Raw genomic sequence first — 24,576 nt, 5'->3', positions numbered from 1 at the left:
GACAAGTGCCTGACGGGGCGCGGACGCTCTTCCCGCTCCCCTGTGGCCGGGGCGCATCACCGGCTGCCGGTCCCGGGGCGGCGTCCGTTCGCGCGCCGGGCCGCGTCCCCGTGGCACGTGGTGCGTCGCGGAACCGTGAGCGGGTCGGGTAGATTGCGCAAGCATGTCCGACTTGAACCACCACGACCGGCCGAGCGCCGACGGGCGCCGGGCCGCCGGGGGCCTGCGGGTCACCGTCGACCTGAACCTCTGCCAGGCCTACGCCCAGTGCTGCTACGCGGCCCCCCACCACTTCGTCCTGAAGGGCCGCGAGGCCCTCCACTACGACCCGGCCCCCTCGGCCGCCGCCCGCGACGACATCGAGCGCGCGCGGATCGCCTGTCCGGTGCAGGCCATCCGCGTCGAGGATGCCGGGGCCGACCCGCGATGAGCGACGCCGAGACGCGGATCGTGGTGGTCGGGGCCTCCCTGGCCGGCCTGCGCGGCGCCGAGAGCCTGCGGCAGGCGGGCTTCTGCGGCGCCCTGACCATCATCGGGGCCGAGCCGCACCGCCCCTACGACCGGCCGCCGCTCTCGAAGGCGGTGCTCACTGGGGAGGTCGCGGCCGACGCCACGACGCTGCCGAACCTCGTGGCGCTCGAGGCCGACTGGCGCTTCGGAGACCCGGCCACCGGCCTCGACCGCACCCGGCGGACCGTGATGCTGGCGAGCGGCGAGGCGGTGCCCTACGACCGGCTGCTCATCGCCACCGGGGCCTCCGCGCGCGGCTGGCCGAACGCCGCGGAAGCAGGGCTCGCGGGCGTGCATACCCTGCGGGGCCGCGACGAGGCCGAGACCCTGCGGCGCGACCTCGCCGCCGGCCCGGCCCACGTGGTCATCATCGGCGGCGGCTTCATCGGCTGCGAGGTGGCGGCCTCGTGCCAGGCCCTCGGTCTGACCGTCACCCTGGTGGAGACCGGGCCGACTGTCCTCGCCAAGGTGCTCGGGCAGCATCTCGGCTCCGTGGTGGAGGCCCTGCATGCCAGCCTCGGCACCACCATCCGCAGCAACGTCAAGGTGGCGGCCCTGGAGGATGACGGCGCCGGCCGCGTGGCGCGGGTCCGCCTCGCCGACGGCACGATCCTCCCGGCCGACGTGGTGGTGGTGGCCCTCGGCGCCGTGCGCAACACGGGCTGGCTCGAAGGCTCGGGCCTCGCCTGCGACGACGGCGGGATCGACTGCGACGCGCAGGGTTACGTCCTCGACGAATCCGAACGGCCCGATACCCGGATCGCGGCGGCCGGCGACGTCGCGCGGTTTCCCCATCCGCTCTATCCGGGCCACCGCATCGCCCTGGAGCACTGGGGCCACGCCGTCGCGCAGGGCCGGCATGCCGGCCGGCTCCTGGCCGGCCTCGCGCCGGAGCCCTACGCTGAGGTGCCAGCCTTCTGGTCGAGCCAGGGCGGCATCACCCTCAAGTCGGTGGGCCTGACCACGGGCGCCGACGGCTTCGTCGTGGCCCGGGGCAGCCTCAAGGAGGGCCGGTTCGTGGCGGTCTACGGCCGGGAGGGCCGCTGCATCGCCGCCGTGGCCTTCGACTGCGCCCGCTGGCTCCCGACCTATGCCGAGCACATCGCCGCGGGGGCGCCGTTCCCGCCCGAGACCGGCGGCGTCGATGCCGGCCCGTTCGCGGTGCTGCCGCCGGCCTTCCCCGAACCCGCCGGGCCCACATCTTCCGAGAAGGACGCGGCATGAGCGACCACACCCTGTTCGCGCAGATCAAGGACGAGGCCGCCCGGCCGGACCCGTACCCGCTCTTCGCCCGCCTGCGGGAATGCCCGGTCTCGCGCCAGGCGGACGGCACCTACGTGGCCGCCTCCCACGCGGCGATCGCGAGTTTGCTGCACGACCCGCGGGTGAGCTCCGAGACCCTGCCGCCGGCCGACCGGCCCAAGACCGGCAACCTGCTCAAGGACTGGCTGGTGAAGCCGGTGCGCGACCACATCACCGACACCCACCGGCCCTTCATCTTCCGCGATCCGCCAGACCACGACGCCCTGCGCGCCGCCGTGATGCAGCAGTTCACGCCGCAGCGGGTCCAGGCCTTGCGGGCGCGCTCCCACGTCCTCGTGGACGAGATCCTCGACAGGCTCGGGGACGCGACGGCCATCGATATCGTCGACGACCTCGCCTATCCGCTCCCCGTGACGGTGATCTGCGAACTCCTGGGCATCCCGCCGGCGGACGAGGCGCAGTTCCACGGCTGGGCGACGCAGCTCGCCACCGCCCTCGAACCGGACACCCTGCAGGACGACGACCTGCGCGCCGAGAACAGCCGCACCTTCGATGCCATCTCCGAATACATGCAGGGCCTGATCGCGCAGAAGCGCAAGGACCCGCAGGACGACATGCTGTCGGGCCTGGCCACCGCGCGCGCCGACGGCCACGGGCGCATGAGCGACTTCGACCTCATCGCCACAGCGATCCTGATGCTGGTGGCCGGCCACGAGACCACGGTGAACCTCATCACCAACGGCATGCTGACCCTGCTCCGCCACCCGGAGGAGCTGCGGCGCCTGCGCGAGGACCCGTCCCGCGCCCCCCGCGTCGTGGAGGAGCTGCTGCGCTACGAGCCCCCGGTCCAGTTCCGCACCCGCAAGACCCTGTGCCCGATCACGCAGAACGGCGTCACCATCCCCGAGGGGGCCCCCCTCGTCCTGCTGCTCGCCTCCGGAAACCGGGACCCCGAAGTCTATGCCGAGCCCGACCGCTTCGATCCCGACCGGGCCGACAACCGCCATCTCGGCTTCGGGGGCAGCCTGCACTACTGCGTCGGCGCGCCGCTCGCCCGCTTCGAGGTCGAGGCCGCCCTGGTGGCCCTCGCCCGCCGCCTGAAGAACCCGCGCCTGACCGTCGACCCCCCGCCCTACCGGCCGGGCTCGGCCCTGCGCGGCCCGAAGCACCTGCGCCTCGCCATCGACGGCATCGCTCCGTAGGGTCCGGCCGCGCGGGACCATCCCGAAGGTCAGGCGGACCCCGCAAGCAATGCGCCTTGCTCAGACGGACTTCTATACTGCTCTTTTAACGGAATATTGGTGGATCTAGCCTATTAAAGATCTCGCGACGTAATCCTACTCAGCGAGACACTGCAATGAAGTTCGGTATTCGGACCCGCCTGTATGCCGGCTTCGGCACGCTGATGCTCCTCATCGCCGGCCTGGGCATCGCATCGCATTACCAGTTCGCCGAACTGTCCGGCCAGTACGAGAACCGCAACCGGATCGAGACGAACACCCGCGACATCTACACGATCACGGGCCTGACCGACCGGCTCATCGCCCAATCCTTCGCATACAGCGCCACGGTCAAGCCGGAGACCCTGGTCGACCTCGATCAGACCCGCCGGAGCATCGTCGAGATCGGCGACCGGGTGACGCGGAACACGGCCTCGGACGAGCGTCGGAAGGTCTACGCCCAATTGCCCGACGGGGGCCGGGACCTGGAGCAGGACGTCGTCCGCCTGGGAGCCAGCGGCGCCGCCCTGGCCGAGGCCCGCACCCGCCTGTTCGACGAGGGCAACGGCCTGACCCGCCTGAACCAGGCCATCCTCCAAGAGATCCGGGCCAACGGCAGCGTGGCGCACCTCATCCAGGCCCAGACCTACGACAGCGCGGTCCTGCTGACGCGGATGTCCGCCTGGCGCTTCCTGACGACCCTGGACCCCAAGGGTCCGACGATCTTCGCGGACTACGCCCAGACGGCCGTAGCCGCCGGCAAGGCGCTGCGGGCCCTCGATCCCGACCCGGCGTCCGCCGCGGCGATCACCCGCGGCGAGGCTGCGTTCGCCAGCTATATCGGCGCCTTCCAGGAGGCCGCCAAGGCCATGGAGGACAGCCGCCGCGATTTCGACGGCATCAAGACGAAGGTCGCCGCCATCGCGGCCGCCGGGGTCCAATCCCGCGCCGTCACCGAGGGGCGGATGAAGGCCGTCGCCGCGACCACCGAGGCGACCGTCGCCTTCGGCGAGCGCCTGCAGCAGGGCCTGATCGCCCTGGCGCTGATCCTGGGCGGCGGCATGGCCGTCCTGATCGCCCGCAGCCTGATCCGCCCGATCGCCGGGATGACCGAGGCCATGACCCGCCTGGCCGCCGGGGAAACGGCGGTCGTCGTGCCGTCGCAGGACGCCACGGACGAGATGGGCGCGATGGCCAAGGCCGTCGACGTCTTCCGCCGGAACGCCATCGCCCGCATCGAACTCGAGGCCCAGCAGGTCTCGGAGCGCTCCGCCCGTCAGCGCCGCGCCGACCGCGTCGACGAGTTGGTCAAGGGGTTCGAACGGACGATCGGCGCCGCCGTGGGGGTCGTCACCGCGGCCTCCACCGAACTCGACGCCACCGCCCGCTCCATGACGGGCGTGGCCGACGCGACGAGTCATCAGGCCCAGGCCTCCAGTGCGGCCGCCGAGCAGACCTCCGCGAACGTGCAGACGGTCGCCTCGGCGGCGGAGGAGATGGTGGCCTCGCTGCGCGAGATCGAGCGTCAGGTGAAGCAGTCGAACACGGTCGCGGCCGCGGCGACGCGGGAGGCCCAGGCGACCGATGTGGCCATGGCCAGCCTGTCGGCCGCCGCCGAGCAGATCGGCGAAGCCGTGACGATGATCTCCAGCATCGCGGGCCAGACCAACCTGCTGGCCCTGAACGCCACCATCGAGGCGGCGCGGGCCGGGGAGGCCGGACGCGGCTTCGCCGTCGTCGCCACGGAGGTCAAGGAACTGGCCGGCCAGACGGCGCGCGCCACGAACGAGATCGGCGGACACATCGCGGCGATCCAGCAGGCCACCGCCCAGGCCGTCACCGCGATCCGCCAGATCGGCCAGACCATCGGGTCGGTCAACAGCATCACGGAAACGATCGCCGCGACCGTGATCGAGCAGACGGCGGCAACCGGAGAAATCTCGCGCAACGCCATCGAGGCCGCCCACGGGACGGAGGACGTCTCGGCGAACGTGGCCCGGGTGCTGGCCTCGGCCGGCGAGACCGGCAGCGCCGCCCAGCAGGTGATGATGGCGGCCGGGGAACTCTCGACCCAGGCCGTGGCCGTCCAGCGCGAGGTCGAGACCTTCCTCGACGCCATCCGGGCCGCCTGACCTCGGCCCGGCGCCGGCTGCGCGACGGTCCGTCCCGCAGCCGCGCCGGCATCCGGCCCGGCTCAGGCCCGGACGTCGAGCGTTCCCATCATGCCGAGATCCTCGTGTTCGAGGATGTGGCAGTGGTACATGCGCGGCCCCGCCATGTCCTGGCGCAGGCGGATGCGGACCGTCTCGCCGGCCGCGACGTTGACCGTGTCCTTCCAGGAGCGGAATTCCGGCGTCCGGACCGCGCCGCCCTTCGCGATGTCCACGATCTGGAACTGGGTCCCGTGGACGTGGAACGGATGGTCCATGTCCGTCTCGTTGACGATGCTCCAGGTTTCGACCTGGCCGACCTTCGAGACCTCGTCGATGCGGCCCATCTCGAAGCTCCGGCCGTTGATCAGGAATCGCATCGCCATGCCGCCGGACGGCGCGGCCGATGCGGGTCCGGGCGGCGCCGTCGCGCCCCGGTCCATACCCGCCATGCCGTCCATACCCGCCATGCCTCCCATGCCCGCCATGCCACCCATGCCCGCCATGCCCTTCGAGCCATCCCGGCCGCTGCCCTGCGTCATGGCTTCCGTGAAGACGAAGCGCCGGGAGACGACCGGCTCGCCGAGCGGTGCGATCCGGTTCAGGACCGGCGGCAGGGGCGGGGAGGCGGCGGCCGGCTGGCCCGACACCCGGGCCGTCAGCAGGACGAGGCCGGCCTCCTTCGGCTCACCCGGCCCCATCCAGCCTCGCGCATAGGGGCGCGTCGTCAGCCGGGCCTCCCCGGGCCGGTCGAAGGTGACGATGAGTTCCACGCGCTCGCCCGGCGTGATCAGCACGGCGTCGACCGGAACCGGCGTCTCCACCAAGCCGCCATCGGTGCCGACGAGGAGCATGCGCGCGCCCTCGAAGCCAAGGCGCAGGAACCGGGCATTCGTCGCGTTGACGAGGCGGATGCGGCGCTTCTCCCCCGGCGCTACGGACAGGACCGGGTTCTTCTGCCCGTTGACCAGCACATGGTCGCCGACGCGTCCGTTCATGGCGTCGGCCATGGTGCTCCGGGGCATCGTTCCATCGGCGGCGATCCGCAGATCGGTGAGCATCAGGACGGTGTCGCCGTAGGCGGCCGGAATGGGATCGACCTTCGGCTTGACGAGGAACAGGCCCGCCAGGCCGCGATAGACCTGCTCGGCGGTGAAGCCGTGCGGGTGCGGGTGAAACCAGTAGGTCGCCGCGCTGCCCTCGGGGAGATCGAAGGCGTAGACGCGCTCGTCCCCCGGCGCGACCGGGTTCATCGGGTTGCCGTCCTGATCGGACGGGACCGGCATCCCGTGCCAGTGGATCGTGGAGGGCTGTCCCGGAACGCCGTTCCGGAACCGGATCGCGATCCGGTCGCCCTCCGTCGCCTCGATCACGGGCTGGACGCCGTTGTAGAGCAGCACCGGCGTCTCGAGACCCTCCGCGTAGCGCACGACGCCCGGGCCGGCCGTGATCGTCGCGCTGAAGCGGCCGGGAACGGTGGACTGGTTCGGCAGGCGCGGCAGGTCGCGCAGCGGTTGCCCCTGGGGCAGGACAGGCGCCGCCGGCGTCGGGGCGCGAAGTGCACCCTGGCCCGCCATCGTGCCCATGTCGTGCCGCATCTGCGCCGACGCGGGCCGGGACCCGATGAACCCGGCGAGACCCGCCACGAATGTACGCCGCCGCATCCTCAGCCTCTCACCGGTTCATTCGACCAATCCATCAATCGCCTTATCAGGAATTCATCGGCCAACACCATCCCGAAAGCAGCATTTGTTGTATATTTTGCAGTATTAATGCGAAAGTATTGCGCAAGTCTTCGACATGGTGTCGTTGCGCGCACGGCGACACCCCTTCCCAGCCGGGACGCCGCGGCGACGCGCAGACGACCCGCCGAGCGTCGTCGGCGTGTCGTACCAATCCCGAACACCGACGAGACCCTGGACCCCATCGGGGGCGGGCGCGCCTGCCGACGCGCGAAGACACGCGAACAGCATGCGAAACGCGCCGAATGCGGATGAGTCCTGGGACAGATCTTTCCACGCGGTCTCAGCCGGGACCGCGACGCACGGCCTCCGCGAAGGGATCTCGACGGCGCCGATGCGCCCGACGCGATCCCGGACCGCAGCCCCGTGACGAGTGGCCGTGAGGCCCCTAGCCGCCCGCGACCACGACGAGGCGCTGGACCTCGCCGCGCAGGTACGCCTGCAGGAACTTGTCGTAGTCGCGGAACGAGACGCAGCCGTTCGAAGCGCCGCTCGCACCCAGCATATAGGTGTGCGCGAGGAGGCCGACCCGACCGTGGATGGCCTCCGGGCCTCCGACGGGGGTGAGACGCAGGGCGCGGACGCCGTGGAACGGCTGCTCGCGCTCGCGGATGTCGTAGGTGCCGAGGGGGGTCGGCCCCCTCATCCGCACATGCGTGTGGCCGGGATTGTCCATGCTCTCGCCCAGCCCCGAATGCGCCTCGAGCTTCTCCCCGTTCGGGAGGATCACGACCTTGGCGCGAATATCGTAGACCGCGACGCCGCCGGTCGGGCTGGTCGGCACGGCGCTGAGGGCGCGCCGGAAGACGTCGTCGACGGGTTTGGTCTCCAGGGCCGCGTAGGCGAGCCGCGGCGGCTCGGAACTCTCGACGCCGAAGAGCTTCTCGATGAAGGAGCGGGTGTCCTCCGGGGGCGGCGCCGCGCTGGCGGTCCGGGCGGGCGCCGCGCGGGTCGACCGTGCGGAGAGGCGCCCGGCGCGAAATTCCGGGGGCCGCGGCACCGGCAGCGGCACCCACCGCGCCACGAGGGGCGGCTGGGCCGTGGCCGGCTCCGCCATAGCCGTGGGCGCGGTCTCGGGCGCGGCCTCGGGGGTTGCTGTCGTGGCTTCGGCGACGCTCGCGGGCGCCGGGACTTCGGGTGCCACGGGCGCCGGGACTTCGGGCGCCGGGTCGACGGACGTCGCGGCGGCGGAGTCGGCAGACCTGTCGGCACCGACCGGGGCCGCTGCCGGCGGGTCCACCGGCGTGACGGCGGCGATGGTCGGGATCGCGGCCGGCGGACGGGACCACGCGACGAAACCCGCGATACCGCCGCCGAGGAGGAGGGCCGCGAGGCCCAGGCCTCGGGCGGCGCGACCGGGTCGGGTCGACATGGAACGCTCGGCAGCTTCCGCCATGGTCGGCTCCATCTCCTGCATGGGCCGGCGCGCGTGCCGGGCCTTCGGTCCGGCCCCAGGGCGCGGATGACGGGCGCGCGACTTGCGCCGTCCGTCACGGGGCTATCCGACCCGGTCGACTCGGCGTTTCTGAGGCGGGATTGTGCCGAAACTGGACACATGCTTGTATCCGGCGCGCCTTTATTCGCGGAATCTGCCGAACCTTCGCCGCAAGACTGCCGATCCTGTGTCGCCACACTTTCGTCCGGAATGCGATACCGAGCGCGATTCGCCGATCCTCGCGCCGGGGTTGGATTCCGCTCGGCCCCTCGTCCTGGCGGAACGCCGGCGGATGCCCGCGCGGCAGGCCGGCGCGACGGAGCCGGGGGTCGGCCCCATCCCCTGAGGCACGAACGCCACACCCGCCGCGAAAGATCGAGCGGTCCCGGCAAATCCCTTACCGCCCGCGCCCGGCGCCTTGCCGCCAGCGCAATTGCCGGTGACGCAGGCCGAAACGAGGAGCCCCCGGGCTCCCCATCCGCACCTGCTCGGAACATGACATCGATGCCGCGTTCGCTCCTGTCGACAGCCGCCGTCCTCGCGCTCGCCGCCAGCCTCGGCGCCTGTGCCTCCCAGCGCCTCGAGGGTCCCACGCGCGGCCGGATCGCCCCCGGCCCCCAGGCGGCCCTGGAGCCGGTCGTCCCCGCCATGCCGTCCGGCCCGGTCACCTCGGAGCCGCTGGCCCCGCCGCCGGGCGCCACCGCCGCCCCGGCGGACCTGCCGCCCCCGGTGGGCGCCACCGTGGCCGTCGCCCCCTCGACCCCGGTGATCGCCCCGGAGGCGCCCCCCGTCGCCCCGGCTCCGCCGCCGGTCGTGGCGGGCGGCCGCTCGTCCGTCGTCGGCACCTGGAATGCCAAGGACGCCACCGGCGCGAGCTGCAAGGTCTCCCTGTCGAGCGCTCCGGCCCTGGACCTCTACAAGGCCAGCGCCTCCGGCTGCCCGAACAAGGACCTCTCCAAGGTCACCGCCTGGGATTACCGCGACGGCGAGGTCTACCTCTACCAGCCCGGCGGCACCGTCGCGGCCCGGCTGCGTCAGGGTGGCGGGGCCCTCGACGGCGCGCTGTCGAAATCCGGCGCGTCGCTGGCGATGGTGCGCTGAAACCCGCGCGACCTCGACACGACCCTCTTGGTATACCGCGACGAAAAAGCGGGTTCGCGCGTCACGGATTGACGCGCAGGCCGAGCAGGAACGTGTTCGCGTGGAAGCTTGAACCGGACGAGGTGCTGTCGAGGCGCTGGTAGATGTAGCTCCCGCGCATCGCCAGCCAGCGGTTGAAGCGATAGTCGATCCGCGCCGTCGCCGAGAATCCGCGCTCGGTGATGTTCACCCGGTCATAGTCGTTCGACAGGTAGCTGATGCCGCCGGTCAGCGAGAGATTGCGCAGGAGATCGTGCTGGACTTCCAGCGTCGCGGTTTGTGTCAGGACACCGCTCGAACCGGGCACCGATGTCTCGACGATGCCCGTCGCTCCATTCAGGCGGACCGTGGTGAGCGGACTTGCGCTCCAGATCAGCGCCGCGGTGATGACGGGCGCCGTCAGATCGCGCAGGGCCGGGTCGACATAGCTGCGGTGCTGAAGTCCCGCCGAGATTTCCCCGGTGACGAAGCGGGTCAGGGCAAACGACGCGCCGCCCGAGAGAGTGATGCCATCGGAATCGCGCCGTATTCCCGAGGAGTCGACGCGTAGATCGTAGACGCGCGTGTCGGCCAGGACATCGACGAAGGGCGTGATGACGGGCGAGATCTCGTATCCGGCCCGAAGTTGCAGGCCATACTGGTTCAGGTTGCGATCGCTCTGGCGCAGGATGGTGCCATCCGAGAGCTGCGCATCCTCGAACTCCGAGCGGTCGAGCAACCCCCGCAGCGAAACCTGGACCCGGTTGAAGCGCTCGGAGACGCCGACCGTCGTGCCATAGCTCGCGATCAGCGGCCGGGTCGCCGTCGCGGCCGCCAGGTCCGGCGTGCCAGTGCGTTGTGTTTCCAGGAGAAATCGGCCTTCGACCTCGATCCGCGTGTCGCGGTTCGCGTCGATCCGCAGCCGCGTCACGCCGGCTCCGTTCGGTCGGCTGGCCCCCTGATTGTCCGGATAATCGACGTAGCCCCCCCGCAGGTCGCCGGTGAGCTCGCTCGACGACCAGTCGCTCCGGAAGCTCAATTCGCCATCGGTCCGCAGCGCCAGCGACGGCTTGGCCAGCCGATTCGTGATCTGGTCGGGGTTGGTGTCATAGCCGATGCTCTGCTGGATCGCAGGCAGGATCGTGAAGGTGCCGACCTTGATCCCGAGCGGCGCGTAGGCCTCGTCGATGGTGATCGGCCGCCGAAGGGCCGTCGAGAGAAAGAATCCCGGCGTCTGGACACCAGCGAGCGGCAGCACCGTCGGCAACGGAACGCCGCTCACGGCATTGCGCACCACCGGCGTGAGACGCAGATCGTAAGGCGGCACTTGCGTGATCGATCGGACCGGCCGGACCGTCGCGCTCCCGAAGCGGCGCGGCGGGATCGCCCTGAGCCGCAGGAGATTCGTCAGTCCGCGATTGTTGGGCCCATTCGTCCCGCCGGAGGCGAGGGCGCTGCCGGATCGGCTTCCGGCCAGCGCACGGGTGGCCAGTCCTCCGCTGCCTGACGTCTCTCCGCCGGTCGCAGAGCCGTTGCTGTTAAGAACCCCGCTGCCCGAGACGGCACTGCCCCGCAGGCCCGCGCCCAGCGGCAGGACGTCGCCCACGGCCGGCGCTCCGAAGGTACTATCGGGCGCACCGGAGGGAAGCGCCTGAGCCCGGGCAAGGGACGGAAGCGTGAGGGCAGCGATCAGGGCAAAGCCACGAAGACCTTGGCTCTGCCATCCTGCGATCGGCCCTGCGCATGTCACGGATCGACGTCTTTCCGCTGACCTTGACGCCGAAGACGGCGCTTCGAGACCTGGGCCGCCTGCGGATGCGCGAGACGGACGACGCCAGACCGTCTTTCAAGGGAAGACGCCCCGACCTCATGGTTAACAGGCCTACAACCGGCACGGTTAATGGGGCGTCAACGCGGAGCGGGACACATCGGGCAAGGCCAAGGGGTCGCCATCCGACCACAATCCCTGTCCATAGGCGGACGACCGTGGCGCCGCACGCGCACGCGATCTCACGAGAAGGATACGGGGCAGTATGGCTCCAGCAGACAGCGCCCAGGCCTTGCGCCCCGCCTCGATCCCCGCGGATTCGACGCTCTCGCCGGCGGTCGCCTCCGCCCTGCGGACGATCGAGACCGAACGCGATGGGCTCGCCTGCTTGATGGAGTCCATCGGCAATGGGCTCGGCGCGGCGTTCACCGATGCGGTGTCGCGCATCGCCCGCGCCAAGGGACGCGCCATCCTCACGGGCATGGGCAAATCGGGCCATATCGGTCGCAAGATCGCTGCGACGCTGGCCTCGACCGGGACGCCCGCCCTGTACGTTCACCCCGCCGAGGCCAGCCATGGCGATCTGGGCATGATACAGCCCGAAGACGTCGTGGTGGCACTGTCCTGGTCGGGCGAGACGACGGAGTTGGCCGACATCATCGGTTATGCCCGTCGCTACCGCGTCGGCCTGATCGCCATCACGTCGAGCAGCACGTCGACTCTGGGCCGCGAAGCCGACATCTGCCTCACCCTCCCGAAGGCGCGCGAGGCCTGCCCGAATGGCTTGGCCCCGACGACGTCCACGGCAATGCAGCTCGCGCTCGGCGATGCGCTCTCCATTGCGCTCCTCGAAGCACGCGGCTTCTCCGCGCGGGAATTCAGCATCTATCACCCGGGCGGTCGCCTCGGGGCCTCGCTGCGTCAGGTTCGCGAGGTGATGCATACCGGATCTCAGTTGCCGGTGGTCCCATGCGGGACCCCGATGCGCGCGGCCATCGCCGAGATCGATGCGAAGGGGTTCGGCTCGGTGGTCGTGGTGGACGCCGAGGGACGCCTCGCGGGGATCCTCACGGACGGCGATCTGCGCCGCAACGTCTTCCGCACCGATCTCGATAGCCTCGCGGTCGAGGCGCTGATGAGCGGCAAGCCACGGACGGTCGCCCCCGAAACGTTGCTCGCGAAGGCCCTGGAAATCCAGGAATCGATGAAGATCACGGCGCTGATCGTCGTCGAGGACGACCGCCCGGTCGGGCTCGTGCACTACCACGATCTGCTCCGCTCAGGCGTCGCCTGAGCCTTAGAGGCGGCGCTCGAGCCAGCGCTGAATCGGTTTCCAGCCCGGGATCCACTTGGATCGCCATCGCGCCGTGTCCTCGGCGGCATCGCGGTCCTCGAGGCTGTCGAAGGCATGCGCGCGCTCCAGCATCTCGGCCGCGACCGCTTGTGGGTCCGGGATCGACCACCCGAAATGGAAGCCGGGCTCCTCTTCGATCATGCTCCCCGGAACGAAGTAGTACCGCGCCTGCGTGCCATTGAGCGCATCAAGCAGGGGATAGTTGGCGTGGACCGGAGGCGTCCAGTTCAACGCGAGGATCCGGCGGTTCGGCGCCGCGAAGACGGCCGTGTGAAACGCCGAGCCTGCCGTTCCAAGAACCATTTTCCGCTCCGAAAGCAGACGAACCAACTCAGGAAACCGCAGGGTCTCCGGGAAAACGATGTCCACCCCCTGCCGCGCCAGACGCTCGCACAGCACATCCTCGTTGCGCAGGCGCGAGATCCCCGATGCCAATCTTGCTTTCGACAGGTAGACCGGCCGCGTTTCCCGATCGACAGCGACTGGGTCGTAGAACGCCTCGCCGGTATAGTGCGTGAGCGTGCCGTAGATCGCATGGGTGAAGTCCTGCTCCTTCACGCTCGGCTCCGGAACCAGCAGATTCGGGATCCGCGTCACGTTCTGGAAGGTCACGAGGTCTGCAATGGTCAGATCGAAGCGGGCGAGAATGTCGGCGAGAAACGGTAGCGTCGCCCATTTCGCGTGCAGCGCATCCAGAGGTCCTTCAGCGTAGCAGAGGAGGCGCGGCTTCGGTCCCCTCCAGGTGAGGAGTGGCCAGAGGCGCGCGAAGGTGCCGAGGAGGAAATGGCCGTAATGGGTGATCAGCGGACCGATGAAGAGAGTCGGGCGATCGTCCGCCTCGTCCACGACGTCCGTCAGCATGGGATTGGCGCCAAATTCGATGATGGTGCCATCAGCATCGCACAGCGCCCAACTCCCGTCCGGGGTCGCCGGCTGATACACGGCGTTGGTCACCGCACGCAGTCCCGGAAGTGTATCGCGCTGTTCGGTCCGTCCCCATACGGTGCGGCAGCGCTGCAGCTTGGCCTTCACGCGCGGACAAGCCCCTCGAAAGAGAACCGTAAGATCTTCATACCGTCGATCTTGTCGTCACCCTCGTGAGCGTGCGTCGAATCGGCAGCGGGTGTGGCACGAACCAACGTTTCCATCATGGCCTTTCGGCTGTGTCCGAGGGCACCTATAGTTTCCTCCGCATGTCCACGCCACCTCGCCCCGTCCGTCGCCTCGATCCGATCCTCGTCGACCGTATCGCTGCGGGCGAGGTCGTTGAGCGGCCTGCCTCAGCGGTCAAGGAACTCGTCGAGAACGCGATCGATGCTGGCGCACGCAGTATCGAGGTCACGATCGAAGGAGGCGGCCGACGCTTGATCCGCGTGGTCGATGACGGCGCGGGCATGGATGCAGATGATCTTGCGCTCGCCGTAGAGCGACACGCCACCTCGAAGCTTCCAGGGGGAGACCTTACCCGCATCGAAACGCTGGGCTTTCGTGGCGAGGCCCTACCCTCCATCGGCGCGGTCGCGCGCCTGACTCTTACTAGTCGCACGGCCAAGGCCGAAACGGGTGTCACCCTTACGGTCGATGCGGGCATCAAGGGCGAAGTCCGCCCGGCACCGAGCGCGCGCGGCACACGCATTGAGGTGTCCGATCTGTTCGCGGCCACACCTGCGCGACTGAAATTCCTGAAGTCCGACCGGGCCGAAACGGCGGCGATCGGCGACATCCTGCGCCGGCTCGCGGTGGCGCAGCCCGAAATCCGACTTGTCCTGCGATCGGAAAGTGGGACGCCGCTCATTTTCCCGGCCGAGACAGAAACGGGTTCTTCCGCAACCCTCCGGCGCCTGACTGGGATCTTCGGCACCGATTTCGGATCGAACTCGCTAGCCCTCGACATGGCCCGCGAGGGCTTCGCGCTTGCGGGTAATATCGGCCTGCCGAGCTTCCATCGGGGCGCTGCCAGCCAGATCCACTTCACCGTCAATGGCCGGCCGGTCCGTGACCGCCTACTGCTCGGCGCCGTGCGGGGCGCTTATGCCGATACCATGAGTTCCGACCGCCACCCGGTCCTGGCTCTGGCGATCCTGTGCGATCCGTCGCTGGTGGACGTGAACGTGCACCCGGCCAAAACCGAAGTCCGCTTTCGCGATCCCGGCCTGGTCCGGAGCCTGATCGTCAGTGCGATCCACGAGACCCTCCGTCAAGCCGGCCTGCGCGGCTCCACCACGGGCGCTGCCCGCACGTTGGACGCCTTGCGGCCGACCGGTCTCGCCGTTCATTCGGGCATCAGTACCTATCCGATCCCCTCACTGAACCGACCGGGCTCGGTGCCGTCCATTGCTGCGCCCTATCCCTACCGCCAGGCGGTTCCGCGCTCGCCGGTGCTCGCCGGATTGGCCGAGGCGCCCCAGGCCCGCTTCGCGCATGATTTCGCCCCCCCGGCGGCGGATCTGCGCCCAGGGGTGGAGCCAGCGGACGAACAGGTGCACCCCCTTGGAGCGGCGCGGGCTCAGTTGCACGAGACCTACATCGTCGCCCAGACGGCCGATGGTCTCGTCCTCGTCGATCAGCATGCCGCTCACGAGCGTCTGGTCTACGAACGGCTGAAACGCGAACGCGCACGGGGCGGCATCGCCCGTCAGGGTCTGCTGATTCCCGACGTGGTGGAGATGGCTCCCGGCGAGGCGGAGCGCCTCGTCGCCGCGGCCCCCGATCTCGACCGCCTGGGCCTGACGCTCGAGCCGTTCGGCTCGGGCGCCGTCCTCGTGCGGGAGGTACCGGCCGCTCTCGCTGGCGCCTCGATCCGGACCCTCGTCACCGATATCCTCGATGCGCTCAGCCAGAGTGGTCTCGAAGACGAAAGCCCCGATGGCACCGATGCGGGTGCAGGCCCCCTCGGCCGACGCCTGGACGCGATCCTGTCGCGGATGAGTTGCCACGGCTCGATCCGAGCGGGCCGGCGCCTGCACCCAGAGGAAATGAACGCGCTCCTGCGCGAGATGGAAGCGACGCCGCTCGCCGGCACCTGCAACCATGGCCGCCCGACCTTCGTGGAGTTGAAGCTCCACGACATCGAGCGGCTCTTCGGACGGCGCTAGGCCGCCGGCAGGTCGGAGGCGGCCTTCAGAGCACCGTCGAGGGCCTTCTGGCGAGCGTCCGGACCGAGTGCGATGCCCTCGGCGACGATGATCTCCGGGTTCGTGATGCCGATGAAACCCAGAACCACGCGCAGGTAGGTCTCGGCATGCTCCGCCGCCGCGTTCGGTGTTCCCGCTCCGTAAAGACCGCCCCGAGCAACGGCCACGATGACCCGCTTCTGCGGAACGAGGCCGACGGCGCCGCTCTCGGTGTACTGGAAGGTCTGGCCCGCCACGAGGATACGATCGATCCAGGCCTTCAGCTGCGACGAGATCGTGAAGTTGTACAGAGGCGCGCCGATCACCACGATGTCGGCGGCGAGGAATTCGGCAAGGACGGAACGGCCGAGCTCGACGTCGTGCTGGATATCAGGGGTGTTCGTCGCGTTCGGCTGGTGGCCTGCCAGGTAGGCACCCGAGAGGTGCGGAATCGGCGTCGCGGCGAGATCGCGGTAGGTGACGTCGAGGCCCGGTGTCCCCGCCGTCAGATGCGTGACGATCGCGGCCGAAACCGCGCGGCTGACTGAATGGTCCCCCAGAATGCTTCCGTCGACGTGCAGAAGTTTCATCTTCGATCCCCGGTATCAGAAGTGTACCGAGGCGGTATAGAGAACCAGATGCGCTCCCGCGCAAGGAGGCACATTCGTGGAACTGGGGCACAACGAGGGAACCGCGACGACCGCACAGCACACCCTGGGCGATTGCCGGGTCGTCGGCACAGTCCTGTCGCGGATCGGCGACAAGTGGTCGATCCTCGTGGTGATGATGCTGACGGATGGGCCGCGGCGCTTCAACGAACTGAAGCGCCTGGTCGGGGGCGTCTCGCAGCGGATGCTGACCTTCACCCTCCGAGGCCTCGAGCGCGACGGCTTGGTCTCCCGGACCGTGTATCCCACCATTCCGCCCCGGGTGGAGTATGAACTTACGGATCTCGGGCGATCCCTGCAGGTCCCCGTTCAGGCCCTGGGGGCCTGGGCATTCTCGAATCTTCCGGCAATCCAGGAGGCACGAAGTCGCTTCGATGAAGGCCGACCGAATTGAAGGCAGGATATTATCTCACGTCCAGTAAAGGATACGAGCCGGCAAGGTGCGCTGGATCTCTCCCGTCAGCCAAGAACGCATGGACTGCATCATATCTCGCGGAAAGACGTACTTCACCGATCCGAATTTCGTCAGCTTGCGACTTCGTTCCGTCTCCGTCATCGGGAGATCCGAACCGGGATACCACCCTTGCAGAACGCTCTTCGAACCAGGCGTGAAGCGATGGGTGATGAGTTCAACGGTGAGATCAATGCTTTTCACGCCCGACAGCGCCCCGGCGACATCCCGTATCAAGCCGGCATAAGCGTCCCGCCAGTTCGGGACCGGCAGGATCGGCGCGATGGTGAGGCCGACCGGATAGCCAACCTCCGCGACCTCCCGGAGGGCCGCCAGGCGCGCATCCAAACTCGCCGTTCCCCCCTCGTAGCGAGCGGCCGAGCGCGCATTCACGGAGAACCGGATGCGGGTACGCCGGTTGTGCGCAAGGCCGAGCAAGGGCTGCACGGCCGCGAACTTGGTGGTGAAGCGAAGTTGGACCGGTGCGTCCCAGGCGCCGAAGCGGGTGATGGCGGCCGAGAGCGAGCCGGTGAGATGTTCGATGCCGAGGGGATCGGTGTAGCACGAGGCCTCGAAGGTGGTGCCTTCCTGGGCGCGGTCAGCCTGGGTCGAGGTGATGGCGCCCTGGCCGAGATAGGCCGGCAGGTTGTCGAGGATGGCGTCGAGGTTCGCGTAGGCCCGTGTCACCGGGGGGCCCGAGAGAGAGCCCGCCAGATAGCAGTACTGGCAATGGGCCGGGCAGCCCTCGGCGAGGTCGAAGCGCCAGTCGGCGCTCGGGGGAATCGGCTGGAGTTTCAGCTTGGTCGGTGGGGCGACGACGATGGCGAGGGTCGCCTTCGCCTCGCGATACGCGATCCGTGGGTCCGGATTTCGTAAGCCCGTCAGACGGTTGGCAGCCAAGCGCTCGACCGGTAACCCGAGGGCCTCGGCGCGAGCCACCATCGCGCGGCCGTGCGCGTGCTCCAGGGCAGCCGGGGTGACGAGGACGCGGCGCGGTCGCCAGAGGCGGGACGGGCGCGGGTCGGAGGCGGGCTCGGACGCGACCGGATCGATCTCGGCGGCGTCGGTTCGGGGTTCGGCGAGGACCATACCGGAGGAACGCGCCCGGGTGCCGCGGGGGTCCGCCGCGCGCGCGTCGGTCGCGCCGGTATACCACGCAGCTCGCGTCGAGGTCGCGCGTCAGGCGGCGTAGCGCGCGTAGGCGAGGGCGGTGTCGCCGTAGACCCGGCGCTCCAGCTCGGTGAACCCGGGCGGCAGGGCGACGTGGACACTCGCGGATTCCTCGACGACCGCGAGGGCGCCGGGAGCGAGCCAGCCGCCGGTGGCCGCGCTGGCCAGGGCGGCCGGAGCGAGGTCGCGGTGGTAGGGCGGGTCGCAGAACACGAGGGAGAAGGTACCGCTGGTACCGGCTGGGCCGAGTCGGGTGGCGTCGCGCCGGAACAGGCGGGTCGCCCCTTCGGCACCGAAGGATTCGATGTTCTCCCGAATCAGAGCGCGGGCCTCGGCGCCCTCGTCGACCAGGAGGGCGTAGGCCGCACCGCGCGACAGGGCTTCGAAGCTCAACGCCCCGGTGCCGGCGAACAGGTCGAGGACCCGGGCCCCGGCGACGGCGTCGTCATAGGCGTGCGCGAGGACGTTGAAGAGTGCCTCGCGGAGCCGGTCCGAGGTGGGCCGGATCGCGTCGGTCTTCGGGGTTGCGAGGCGGCGACCGCGGTGATCGCCGCCGACGATCCTCACCGGCCGCCACCGCGGGGCGGACGGGCGCCGCCGGGCTTGCCGCCACCGGAGCCGCCGCGGCTGAAACCACCCGGCTTGCCACCGGGCTTGCTGAAACCGCCGGGTTTGCCACCGGCCTTGAAACCGCCGCCGGGCTTGCCGGCCCCCTTGAAGCCACCGCGCTCGCCGTCCGGGCGAGTGCCCTTGAAGCCGCCACGGTCGCCGTCCGGGCGAGCGCCCTTGTAGCCACCGCGCTCGCTGTCCGGGCGGGTGCCCTTGAAGCCGCCACGGTCGCCGCCGGGGCGGTCGTTGCCACGGAAGCCGCTGGGCTTGTCGCCCCGGAAGCCATCGCGGCGGTCGTCCCGGGCCGGCGCGCCGCGGGAGGCCGGACGGGCGCCACGGTCGTCGCCGCCCTCGGCGCGATTCGCGTTGCCGCGGAAGGGGCCGCGGGGGCGGTCCTCGCTGCCGCGCGGGGGACCACGGCGCTCGGCACCGTCCTGCGAGCGGAAGTTCCCGCGCGGACGGTCGTCGTCCCGGCGCGGCGGCCGGCCTTCGCCGCCGAAGCCGCGAGCGGGCCGGTCACCGGCGGGGCGAGACTCCGAGGCACGGTCGTCGGCCTGCCGGAACGGGCGGCCCTGGGCCTCGGCGCGGGGGAAGCGGCCCTCGCGGGGGGCGGCCTCGTCCCCGCGACGGCGCACGGCGCTGTCGCGGCGATGCGGCTCGGCGGCCGGTTCCTGCGGGCTCGACTTCAGGCGCTCCACGAGGACACGGCGCTCGCCGGTGCTGATGGCGCCGACGCGCTCGCGTCCCCGGGCGGCGGCCGTCTCGCGCTCGACCTTCGGGTCGGCTCCCCGGCGCGGGATCTTGACCCGCCGGGTCCCATCCTCAGTTTTGGCCTCGTCCTCGGCGCGCCAGACGGAGCGGCGCGGACCGGCGCTGTTGCCGCCGGTGGGCACGCGGGCGGGCTTGGCCGGCGCCATCGGGCGGCCGCCGCCGCGCGGCCCCTCGTCGTCGGTGCCCCGGGTGTCGCGGCGCTGGGCGGCCGAGGCGCTTCGGGCGGGCTGCTTGGCCTGCTGCTTGGCCTGCTGTTTCGGCGAGCCGAAGGGCGCGATCGGCTCGCGCACCGGGCTCTCGAAATCGACGCCGGCCTGTTCCGAGAGGGCCGGACCGAGCTGTTCTTTCAGCACCTTGGTGCGGATCTCCTCCGCCAGGCCCGCTTCGAGGTCGCCGAGCTGGAACGGCCCGAACGAGAGGCGGATCAGCCGGTTCACCGCGAGCCCGAGATGCTCGAGGATGCGCTTGACCTCGCGGTTCTTGCCCTCGCGCAGGCCGAGGGTGATCCAGAGGTTGTCGCCGGACGCCCGGTCGAGGGTCGCCTCCACCGGACCGTAATCCATGCCGTCGATGGTCACGCCCCGGCGCAGCTTGTCGAGCTCGGCCTGGGTGGTGTCGCCATGGGCGCGCACGCGGTAGCGCCGCAGCCAGCCGGTATCCGGATGGGCCACGACCTTGGCGAGGCCGCCATCGTTGGTGAGGAGCAGCAGCCCCTCGGTGTTGATGTCGAGGCGGCCGATGGCGACGACGCGGGGCAGGTCCTCGGGCAGGTTGTCGAAGACGGTCTGGCGGCCTTCCGGGTCGCGCGCCGTGGTCACGAGGCCGCGGGGCTTGTGGTAGATCCACAGGCGCGTGCGCTCACGGGCCGGCAGCGGCTCGCCGTCGACGGTAATCCGGTCATCGGGGGTCACGTTCATCGCCGGCGAGGTCAGGACCCGCCCGTTGAGGGTGACCCGGCCCTGCTCGATCATCGCCTCGGCATCCCGGCGCGAGGCGATGCCCGCGCGGGCGATGGCCTTGGCGATGCGGTCGCCCTCGGGCGTGCCCTCGTCGCGGGCGGGACCGCCGGACGCGGCGGCCGCGGTCCCCGGCTGGGCGGCCTTCGCCACGGCGGTCGTTGCCATGGCGGTCTTGCGGCGCAGGGGCGCGTCGCCGCCGCGGGGCATGGCGGCGTGCCGGACCTTCGGCTTCTCCTCGGCCGAAGGGCCGGGAATGCCGGCATCGGTCGCCGGAGCCCAGGACCCGGCCGGGGCCTTCGACTCGGAAGAGGTCGTGGCGGCGGCCTGCGGCGCCGCCGCCTCGGCCGGCGTCGCCTTGGCGCGCTTGGGCGCAGCTTCGACCGCCGGCCTGGCGACGGACGCGTCCGCCGCGGGCGCGGGAGGCTCGGCGGCGACAGCCTCGCTCGGCGCGGCTTCGGGTGCCTTGGCCTTGGAGGGCTTCGCCGTCGTGGGCTTAGCCGTCGTGGGCTTGGCCGTCCTAGGCTTGGCCGCGGACGGCTCCGCCACCGCGCTCGCGGCCTCGGGCGCTACGGTGGAGGCCTCCTTCGAGACGTCCTGAGACGCCTCGGCCTTGGCCGGCTTGGCTTTCGCGGCTTTCGGCTTGGCGGTGTCGACGGGTTCGGCGCCCGCCGCAGCCTTGGCCGACGCGGCATAGGCCGTCGCAGGCTTGCCCGTCTCAGCCTTCGGCTTGGCGGAGGCTGCCTTCGGGGCCTTGGACGTCACGGTCTCCGCCGCGAGCGTCTCCTCGGACGCGGCCGGCTTCGCGGACTTCGCTTTCGAAGGCGTCGCACCGGACGCCGGGGTGTCCGAAGCCGTCGCGGTCGCCGTCTTGCCAGCGCCGGCCTTGCCCGCACCCGTCTTGGCGGCGTTCGCCGTCTCAGGCTCGGCCTTCGCGGCCTTGGCCGCCTTCACCGCCTTGGCGGGCTGGCTCGCCGCCTCCTCGGCCGCCCCTGCGGCGGGCGCGGACGCGCGGGCCTTCGCTGGCGCGGTCTGGGTGGACACCGCCACGGTCTTGCTCGACGGGTTTGCCGAAGCCTTGGGCTTCGAACGGGAGGTCTTGGCAGGCACGTCCTCAGACTTGCCCATCGTATCGTCAGTCTTGTCGGTCATGCCTGCCCCATAACAGAGCGGGCGCGTTGTTGCGAGTGATCCCGCGCGCAAGGGCCGCGGGTTCGGTGGATGCGGTCCCCAAACATGCGAAAAGGCGGCTCGCGCCGCCTTTCCGAGATCATCGTCGCCGGATGCGAGATCCGGGGTCGAAAGACTTAGAGCTTGCTCTTGACCGCGTCGGCGGCGTTCTTGACGCCGTCCTTGGCATCGCCGACCGTCTTCTGGGTCTCGCCCTTCAGCTCCTGGGCCTTGCCCTCGGCCTTCAGCTTGTCGTTATCGGTCACGTTGCCGATGCCCTGCTTGACGTTGCCGACAGCCTCGTTGGCGAGACCCTTGATCTTGTCGGTGGTGCTGCTCATCGTGCGCTCCTCGTCTTCGGGTTGGCGGTCGGCGTCGTCTCGGCCGTGCCGCATTGCCCATCCCAACGGCCACGCCCGAGCGATGTTCCGGGTTTTAACATCCTCGTGAAGCCATTCCACGAACGGCTTCGGCTTCTGCTCGGTGCGGGGGCTCCATCGGCGCGCCGCGCTCGAACAATCCGCGTGCGAAGACGGCGGCGATGTCCCATGGCGGTGACGAAGCCGCCGTCGGGCCCGACCTGCCGTCGCTGAACCGCCAGCCGGGGGTCGCAGGGCTTTCGTGCCGACGGTGCCGAGGGTTCCTCGGGTGCAGCCCATTGCGAAGCAGCGTCGCGGTCGCCAAGGATCGGGCGCCAGGGATCGGGCGCCGATCCGCAGGACTCCGTCATGCCCGAGACCGATCCGTCCGCCACCGACCCCCTCAGCCACGCCTTCGCGGCGGCACGTCGGGCGGCGGCGGAGGGGGAGGTCCCGGTGGGTGCGGCGGTGGTGCGGGATGGGGTGGTCCTCGCCGTGGCGCACAATCGCCCGCGGGCCCTGCGCGATCCGACCGCCCATGCGGAAATTCTGGCGATCCGGGCCGCCTGCCAGGCCCTCGACGACGAACGCCTGAGCGGATGCGACCTCTACGTCACCCTGGAGCCCTGCGCGATGTGTGCGGCCGCGATCGCCTTCGCGCGGATCCGACGGCTGTACTTCTCGGCCGCGGACCCGAAGGGCGGTGCCGTGGAGAACGGGCCGCGCTTCTTTAACCAGCCGACCTGCCATCACAGTCCGGAGGTCTATGGCGGCTTCCGGGAAGCCGAGGCCGCCGGGTTGCTGCGGGATTTCTTCGCCGAACGCCGCCTGCCCTGAGAGTTCAGCTGCCGCCGCCGGTGCTGGCGATCGGCGTCTGGGTTACGCGGCGTTACCGGACGCGCCGGACGCGTTCGAGGCACTTGGAGGCCCCAGTGGCTCCGGGGGCGACGGTGCCGATCGAACCCGGGCCCCCATTATCGATGCCGCCGGGCCAGACGATCCCTTCGCCGACGACGCCCGGAATCGTCAGGCGCGGCGGCCCGGGGGGCTCGATCTCGGCGCGGGCATTGCCCGGCGCCAACGCCAGGGAGCCGCCGGCGAGGACCTGGGAGAGGGCGGTGGGGACGATCCGCATGGGATCCTTCCCGAGATGGGCGTGACCCGGTCGGTGCCGGACCGACACGGATCAATCCCGGTGGTTTCGAGCCTTGCCGGGGCTCGATCGCCGAAGATCAGGCGGCCGCCAAAGGTTTCGAGACGTCTTCCAGGGATTTCCCCTCAGCCGCCGTGCCGAAGAGACCGCCCACGACCGCCGCCACGGCCATCAGGGTCGCGCCGATGAGGTAGCCGACCAGCACGTAGTCCCGCGAGCCGGTCTCCACCAGGGCGCCGAACAGAAGCGGCCCGGAGACGCCGCCGATGCCGGTGCCCAGCGCGTAGAACACCGCGATGGCCAGGGCCCGGATCTCCAGGGGGAAGGTCTCCGCGACGGTGAGGTAAGCCGCGCTGGCGGCGGCGGAGGCGAAGAAGAACACCACCATCCAGGCCGCCGTCTGGCCCACCGGGCCGAACACGTCGATCTTGAACAGGTAGCCGGTGATCGCCAGCAGGACCGCCGAGATGCCGTAGGTGAAGGCGATCATGGGACGGCGGCCGATGGTGTCGAACAGGCGCCCGAGGAGCACGGGACCTAGGAAGGAGCCCAGGGCGAAGGGCAGCAGGTACCAACCGACATGGTCGCCCGGCACGTTGTAGAACCGCTGCAGCACCAGCGCGTAGGTGAAGAACAGGGCGTTGTAGAAGAAGGCCTGCGCCACCATCAGGGCGAGGCCGACGAACGTCTGCCGGCGGTGACCGACCAGCATGGTGCCGAACACCTCCTTGAGGGGGGTGTGGCTGCGGGTCCTGAGCTTCATGCGCTTGCCCTCGTCGATGGGCGGCAGGGTGTGGCCCTCGTCGGTGAAGCGCTTCTCAATGGCGGTGACCACGCGGTCGGCCTCGGCCACGTAGCCGTGGGTGGCGAGCCAGCGCGGGCTTTCGGGAATCCAGGTGCGCAGGAGGAGGATGACGAGGCCGATGCCGCCGCCGACGAAGAAGGCGATGCGCCAGCCCCAGGCCGGGTCGATCATGCCCGGGCGCAGCACCACGATGGAGAGGAACGAGCCCATCGCCGCGCCGATCCAGAACGAGCCGTTGATGACGAGGTCGGTCCAGCCGCGCACGCGAGCCGGCACGAGTTCCTGGATCGTCGAGTTGATGGCCGTGTATTCGCCACCGATGCCGGCGCCCGTGAGAAAGCGGAACAGGCAGAAGCTGTAGATATTCCAGGACAGGCCCGTGGCGGCGGTGGCGGCGAGGTAGAGCGCCAGGGTGATGAAGAAGAGCTTCTTGCGGCCGATGCGGTCGGTGAGCCAGCCGAAGCCCAGCGCGCCCGTGACGGCGCCGACGAGGTAGGAACTCGCCGCGAGCCCGATGTCGAACTCGGTGAAGCTCATGGGCTCGGCTCGCAGCGCCCCGACGAGGGAGCCCGCGAGGGTGACTTCGAGGCCGTCGAGCACCCAGGTGATGCCCAGCGCCACGATGACGAGGACGTGGAAGCGCCCCCAGGGCAGGCGGTCGAGCCGGGCGGAGATGTCGGTGTCGATCACGGTTCCCATCGGGACCCGCTCCGGCGTCGTCCCCGCGCTCGCGCTGCCCCGGTCCGCCACAGCCTTGGTTGCCATCGAATCCTCGTTAACCGTGCTGTAC

At 70.4% G+C, this 24,576-nt stretch carries 20 protein-coding genes; 9 read left to right on the top strand and 11 right to left on the bottom strand.

From position 1 onward, the window contains the following. The first annotated feature begins 163 nt into the window (after nt 1-163). The 4 genes from ASF20_RS07725 to ASF20_RS07710 all read left to right on the top strand — a co-directional run bounded on the left by ASF20_RS07725 (nt 164) and on the right by ASF20_RS07710 (nt 5,125). Nucleotides 164-430 (top strand): ferredoxin, encoded by a 267-nt coding sequence (locus tag ASF20_RS07725; protein WP_056211143.1) that lies wholly within the window; start codon nt 164-166, stop codon nt 428-430. After that, nucleotides 427-1,734, top strand: a complete 1,308-nt coding sequence (locus tag ASF20_RS07720; protein WP_056272654.1) for an FAD/NAD(P)-binding oxidoreductase — start codon at nt 427-429, stop codon at nt 1,732-1,734. Before ASF20_RS07725 ends, ASF20_RS07720 begins: the two co-directional genes overlap by 4 nt. Next, a complete protein-coding gene (locus ASF20_RS07715) occupies nt 1,731-2,975 on the top strand; it encodes a cytochrome P450 (RefSeq protein WP_056272652.1) in 1,245 nt (414 codons plus the stop codon). The genes ASF20_RS07720 and ASF20_RS07715 overlap by 4 nt, the downstream gene beginning before the upstream one ends. A 155-nt stretch (nt 2,976-3,130) precedes the next feature. Beyond that, the gene (locus ASF20_RS07710; RefSeq protein ID WP_082501225.1) at nt 3,131-5,125 is read left to right on the top strand and encodes a methyl-accepting chemotaxis protein; all 1,995 of its coding nucleotides are present in this window, start codon (nt 3,131-3,133) and stop codon (nt 5,123-5,125) included. Nucleotides 5,126-5,187: 62 nt separating this feature from the next. Here ASF20_RS07710 and ASF20_RS07705 read toward each other — a convergent pair whose 3' ends face one another. Then, nucleotides 5,188-6,807 carry a multicopper oxidase family protein gene (locus tag ASF20_RS07705; RefSeq protein WP_056272649.1) on the bottom strand — a complete coding sequence of 540 codons (1,620 nt, stop codon included), beginning with the start codon at nt 6,805-6,807 and terminating at the stop codon, nt 5,188-5,190. Nucleotides 6,808-7,273: 466 nt separating this feature from the next. Beyond that, a complete protein-coding gene (locus ASF20_RS07700; RefSeq protein WP_244476356.1) occupies nt 7,274-8,281 on the bottom strand; it encodes a DUF2778 domain-containing protein in 1,008 nt (335 codons plus the stop codon). A 543-nt stretch (nt 8,282-8,824) separates the two neighbouring features. Between ASF20_RS07700 and ASF20_RS07690 the strand changes: the two genes are divergently transcribed. Next, on the top strand, nt 8,825-9,421 hold the full coding sequence (locus ASF20_RS07690; RefSeq protein ID WP_056211151.1) for an AprI/Inh family metalloprotease inhibitor: 597 nt from the start codon (nt 8,825-8,827) through the stop codon (nt 9,419-9,421). Nucleotides 9,422-9,482: 61 nt separating this feature from the next. Here the strand turns inward: ASF20_RS07690 and ASF20_RS07685 are convergent, their stop codons facing one another. Beyond that, nucleotides 9,483-11,189 (bottom strand): outer membrane beta-barrel protein, encoded by a 1,707-nt coding sequence (locus tag ASF20_RS07685; RefSeq protein WP_082501224.1) that lies wholly within the window; start codon nt 11,187-11,189, stop codon nt 9,483-9,485. A gap of 283 nt (nt 11,190-11,472) precedes the next feature. Between ASF20_RS07685 and ASF20_RS07680 the strand changes: the two genes are divergently transcribed. After that, nucleotides 11,473-12,501, top strand: a complete 1,029-nt coding sequence (locus tag ASF20_RS07680; RefSeq protein ID WP_056272644.1) for a KpsF/GutQ family sugar-phosphate isomerase — start codon at nt 11,473-11,475, stop codon at nt 12,499-12,501. A gap of 3 nt (nt 12,502-12,504) precedes the next feature. On the opposite strand, the gene ASF20_RS07675 is transcribed toward ASF20_RS07680, so the two are convergent. Then, on the bottom strand, nt 12,505-13,593 hold the full coding sequence (locus ASF20_RS07675; RefSeq protein WP_056272641.1) for a glycosyltransferase family 61 protein: 1,089 nt from the start codon (nt 13,591-13,593) through the stop codon (nt 12,505-12,507). Nucleotides 13,594-13,754: 161 nt separating this feature from the next. Here ASF20_RS07675 and mutL point away from each other — a divergent pair, with 161 nt between their 5' ends. Next, nucleotides 13,755-15,656: a DNA mismatch repair endonuclease MutL gene (gene mutL / locus ASF20_RS07670; protein WP_056273682.1), complete on the top strand. Its 1,902-nt coding sequence runs from the start codon at nt 13,755-13,757 to the stop codon at nt 15,654-15,656. On the opposite strand, the gene ASF20_RS07665 is transcribed toward mutL, so the two are convergent. Further along, entirely contained in the window at nt 15,653-16,264 is a 612-nt protein-coding gene (locus tag ASF20_RS07665; RefSeq protein WP_056272638.1) for an NAD(P)H-dependent oxidoreductase, read from the bottom strand. The two genes, mutL and ASF20_RS07665, sit on opposite strands and share 4 nt — an antisense overlap. A 76-nt stretch (nt 16,265-16,340) precedes the next feature. Here ASF20_RS07665 and ASF20_RS07660 point away from each other — a divergent pair, with 76 nt between their 5' ends. Next, nucleotides 16,341-16,736 carry a helix-turn-helix domain-containing protein gene (locus tag ASF20_RS07660; protein WP_056272635.1) on the top strand — a complete coding sequence of 132 codons (396 nt, stop codon included), beginning with the start codon at nt 16,341-16,343 and terminating at the stop codon, nt 16,734-16,736. A 15-nt stretch (nt 16,737-16,751) separates the two neighbouring features. Here ASF20_RS07660 and ASF20_RS07655 read toward each other — a convergent pair whose 3' ends face one another. From ASF20_RS07655 to ASF20_RS07640, 4 genes are all read right to left on the bottom strand, one after another. Next, nucleotides 16,752-17,882, bottom strand: coding sequence for a radical SAM protein (locus ASF20_RS07655; RefSeq protein ID WP_056272632.1), 1,131 nt, complete (start codon nt 17,880-17,882; stop codon nt 16,752-16,754). Between the two features lie 90 nt (nt 17,883-17,972). Next, nucleotides 17,973-18,530 (bottom strand): 16S rRNA (guanine(966)-N(2))-methyltransferase RsmD, encoded by a 558-nt coding sequence (gene rsmD / locus ASF20_RS07650; RefSeq protein WP_056272629.1) that lies wholly within the window; start codon nt 18,528-18,530, stop codon nt 17,973-17,975. Continuing rightward, complete coding sequence (locus ASF20_RS07645; protein ID WP_200927211.1) at nt 18,527-20,467, bottom strand: pseudouridine synthase; 1,941 nt, start codon at nt 20,465-20,467, stop codon at nt 18,527-18,529. Before ASF20_RS07645 ends, rsmD begins: the two co-directional genes overlap by 4 nt. Before the next feature lie 1,139 nt (nt 20,468-21,606). After that, on the bottom strand, nt 21,607-21,810 hold the full coding sequence (locus ASF20_RS07640) for a CsbD family protein (RefSeq protein ID WP_056211453.1): 204 nt from the start codon (nt 21,808-21,810) through the stop codon (nt 21,607-21,609). A gap of 387 nt (nt 21,811-22,197) precedes the next feature. Between ASF20_RS07640 and ASF20_RS07635 the strand changes: the two genes are divergently transcribed. Then, the gene (locus tag ASF20_RS07635) at nt 22,198-22,665 is read left to right on the top strand and encodes a nucleoside deaminase (RefSeq protein WP_056272625.1); all 468 of its coding nucleotides are present in this window, start codon (nt 22,198-22,200) and stop codon (nt 22,663-22,665) included. A gap of 52 nt (nt 22,666-22,717) precedes the next feature. Here ASF20_RS07635 and ASF20_RS07630 read toward each other — a convergent pair whose 3' ends face one another. Both ASF20_RS07630 and ASF20_RS07625 read right to left on the bottom strand, forming a co-directional pair. Next, on the bottom strand, nt 22,718-22,963 hold the full coding sequence (locus tag ASF20_RS07630; RefSeq protein ID WP_056272622.1) for a hypothetical protein: 246 nt from the start codon (nt 22,961-22,963) through the stop codon (nt 22,718-22,720). A gap of 97 nt (nt 22,964-23,060) precedes the next feature. Next, nucleotides 23,061-24,551, bottom strand: coding sequence for an MFS transporter (locus ASF20_RS07625; RefSeq protein WP_056211171.1), 1,491 nt, complete (start codon nt 24,549-24,551; stop codon nt 23,061-23,063). Nucleotides 24,552-24,576 lie beyond the last annotated feature (25 nt).

Origin of the sequence: Methylobacterium sp. Leaf88, from assembly GCF_001422795.1 — a bacterium.
Lineage (GTDB): Bacteria > Pseudomonadota > Alphaproteobacteria > Rhizobiales > Beijerinckiaceae > Methylobacterium.
The sequence above is the reverse complement of the archived record's forward strand: the minus strand, read 5'-3'. Positions and strand labels throughout refer to the sequence as shown.

Coding starts and splice junctions, on each gene's coding strand:
- ASF20_RS07725 (WP_056211143.1), top strand. CDS start 164: ATGTCCGACTTGAACCACCACGACCGGCCGAGCGCCGACGGGCGCCGG.
- ASF20_RS07720 (WP_056272654.1), top strand. CDS start 427: ATGAGCGACGCCGAGACGCGGATCGTGGTGGTCGGGGCCTCCCTGGCC.
- ASF20_RS07715 (WP_056272652.1), top strand. CDS start 1,731: ATGAGCGACCACACCCTGTTCGCGCAGATCAAGGACGAGGCCGCCCGG.
- ASF20_RS07710 (WP_082501225.1), top strand. CDS start 3,131: ATGAAGTTCGGTATTCGGACCCGCCTGTATGCCGGCTTCGGCACGCTG.
- ASF20_RS07705 (WP_056272649.1), bottom strand. CDS start 6,807: ATGCGGCGGCGTACATTCGTGGCGGGTCTCGCCGGGTTCATCGGGTCC.
- ASF20_RS07700 (WP_244476356.1), bottom strand. CDS start 8,281: ATGGCGGAAGCTGCCGAGCGTTCCATGTCGACCCGACCCGGTCGCGCC.
- ASF20_RS07690 (WP_056211151.1), top strand. CDS start 8,825: ATGCCGCGTTCGCTCCTGTCGACAGCCGCCGTCCTCGCGCTCGCCGCC.
- ASF20_RS07680 (WP_056272644.1), top strand. CDS start 11,473: ATGGCTCCAGCAGACAGCGCCCAGGCCTTGCGCCCCGCCTCGATCCCC.
- mutL (WP_056273682.1), top strand. CDS start 13,755: ATGTCCACGCCACCTCGCCCCGTCCGTCGCCTCGATCCGATCCTCGTC.
- ASF20_RS07665 (WP_056272638.1), bottom strand. CDS start 16,264: ATGAAACTTCTGCACGTCGACGGAAGCATTCTGGGGGACCATTCAGTC.
- ASF20_RS07655 (WP_056272632.1), bottom strand. CDS start 17,882: ATGGTCCTCGCCGAACCCCGAACCGACGCCGCCGAGATCGATCCGGTC.
- ASF20_RS07645 (WP_200927211.1), bottom strand. CDS start 20,467: ATGGCAACGACCGCCGTGGCGAAGGCCGCCCAGCCGGGGACCGCGGCC.
- ASF20_RS07640 (WP_056211453.1), bottom strand. CDS start 21,810: ATGAGCAGCACCACCGACAAGATCAAGGGTCTCGCCAACGAGGCTGTC.
- ASF20_RS07635 (WP_056272625.1), top strand. CDS start 22,198: ATGCCCGAGACCGATCCGTCCGCCACCGACCCCCTCAGCCACGCCTTC.
- ASF20_RS07630 (WP_056272622.1), bottom strand. CDS start 22,963: ATGCGGATCGTCCCCACCGCCCTCTCCCAGGTCCTCGCCGGCGGCTCC.
- ASF20_RS07625 (WP_056211171.1), bottom strand. CDS start 24,551: ATGGCAACCAAGGCTGTGGCGGACCGGGGCAGCGCGAGCGCGGGGACG.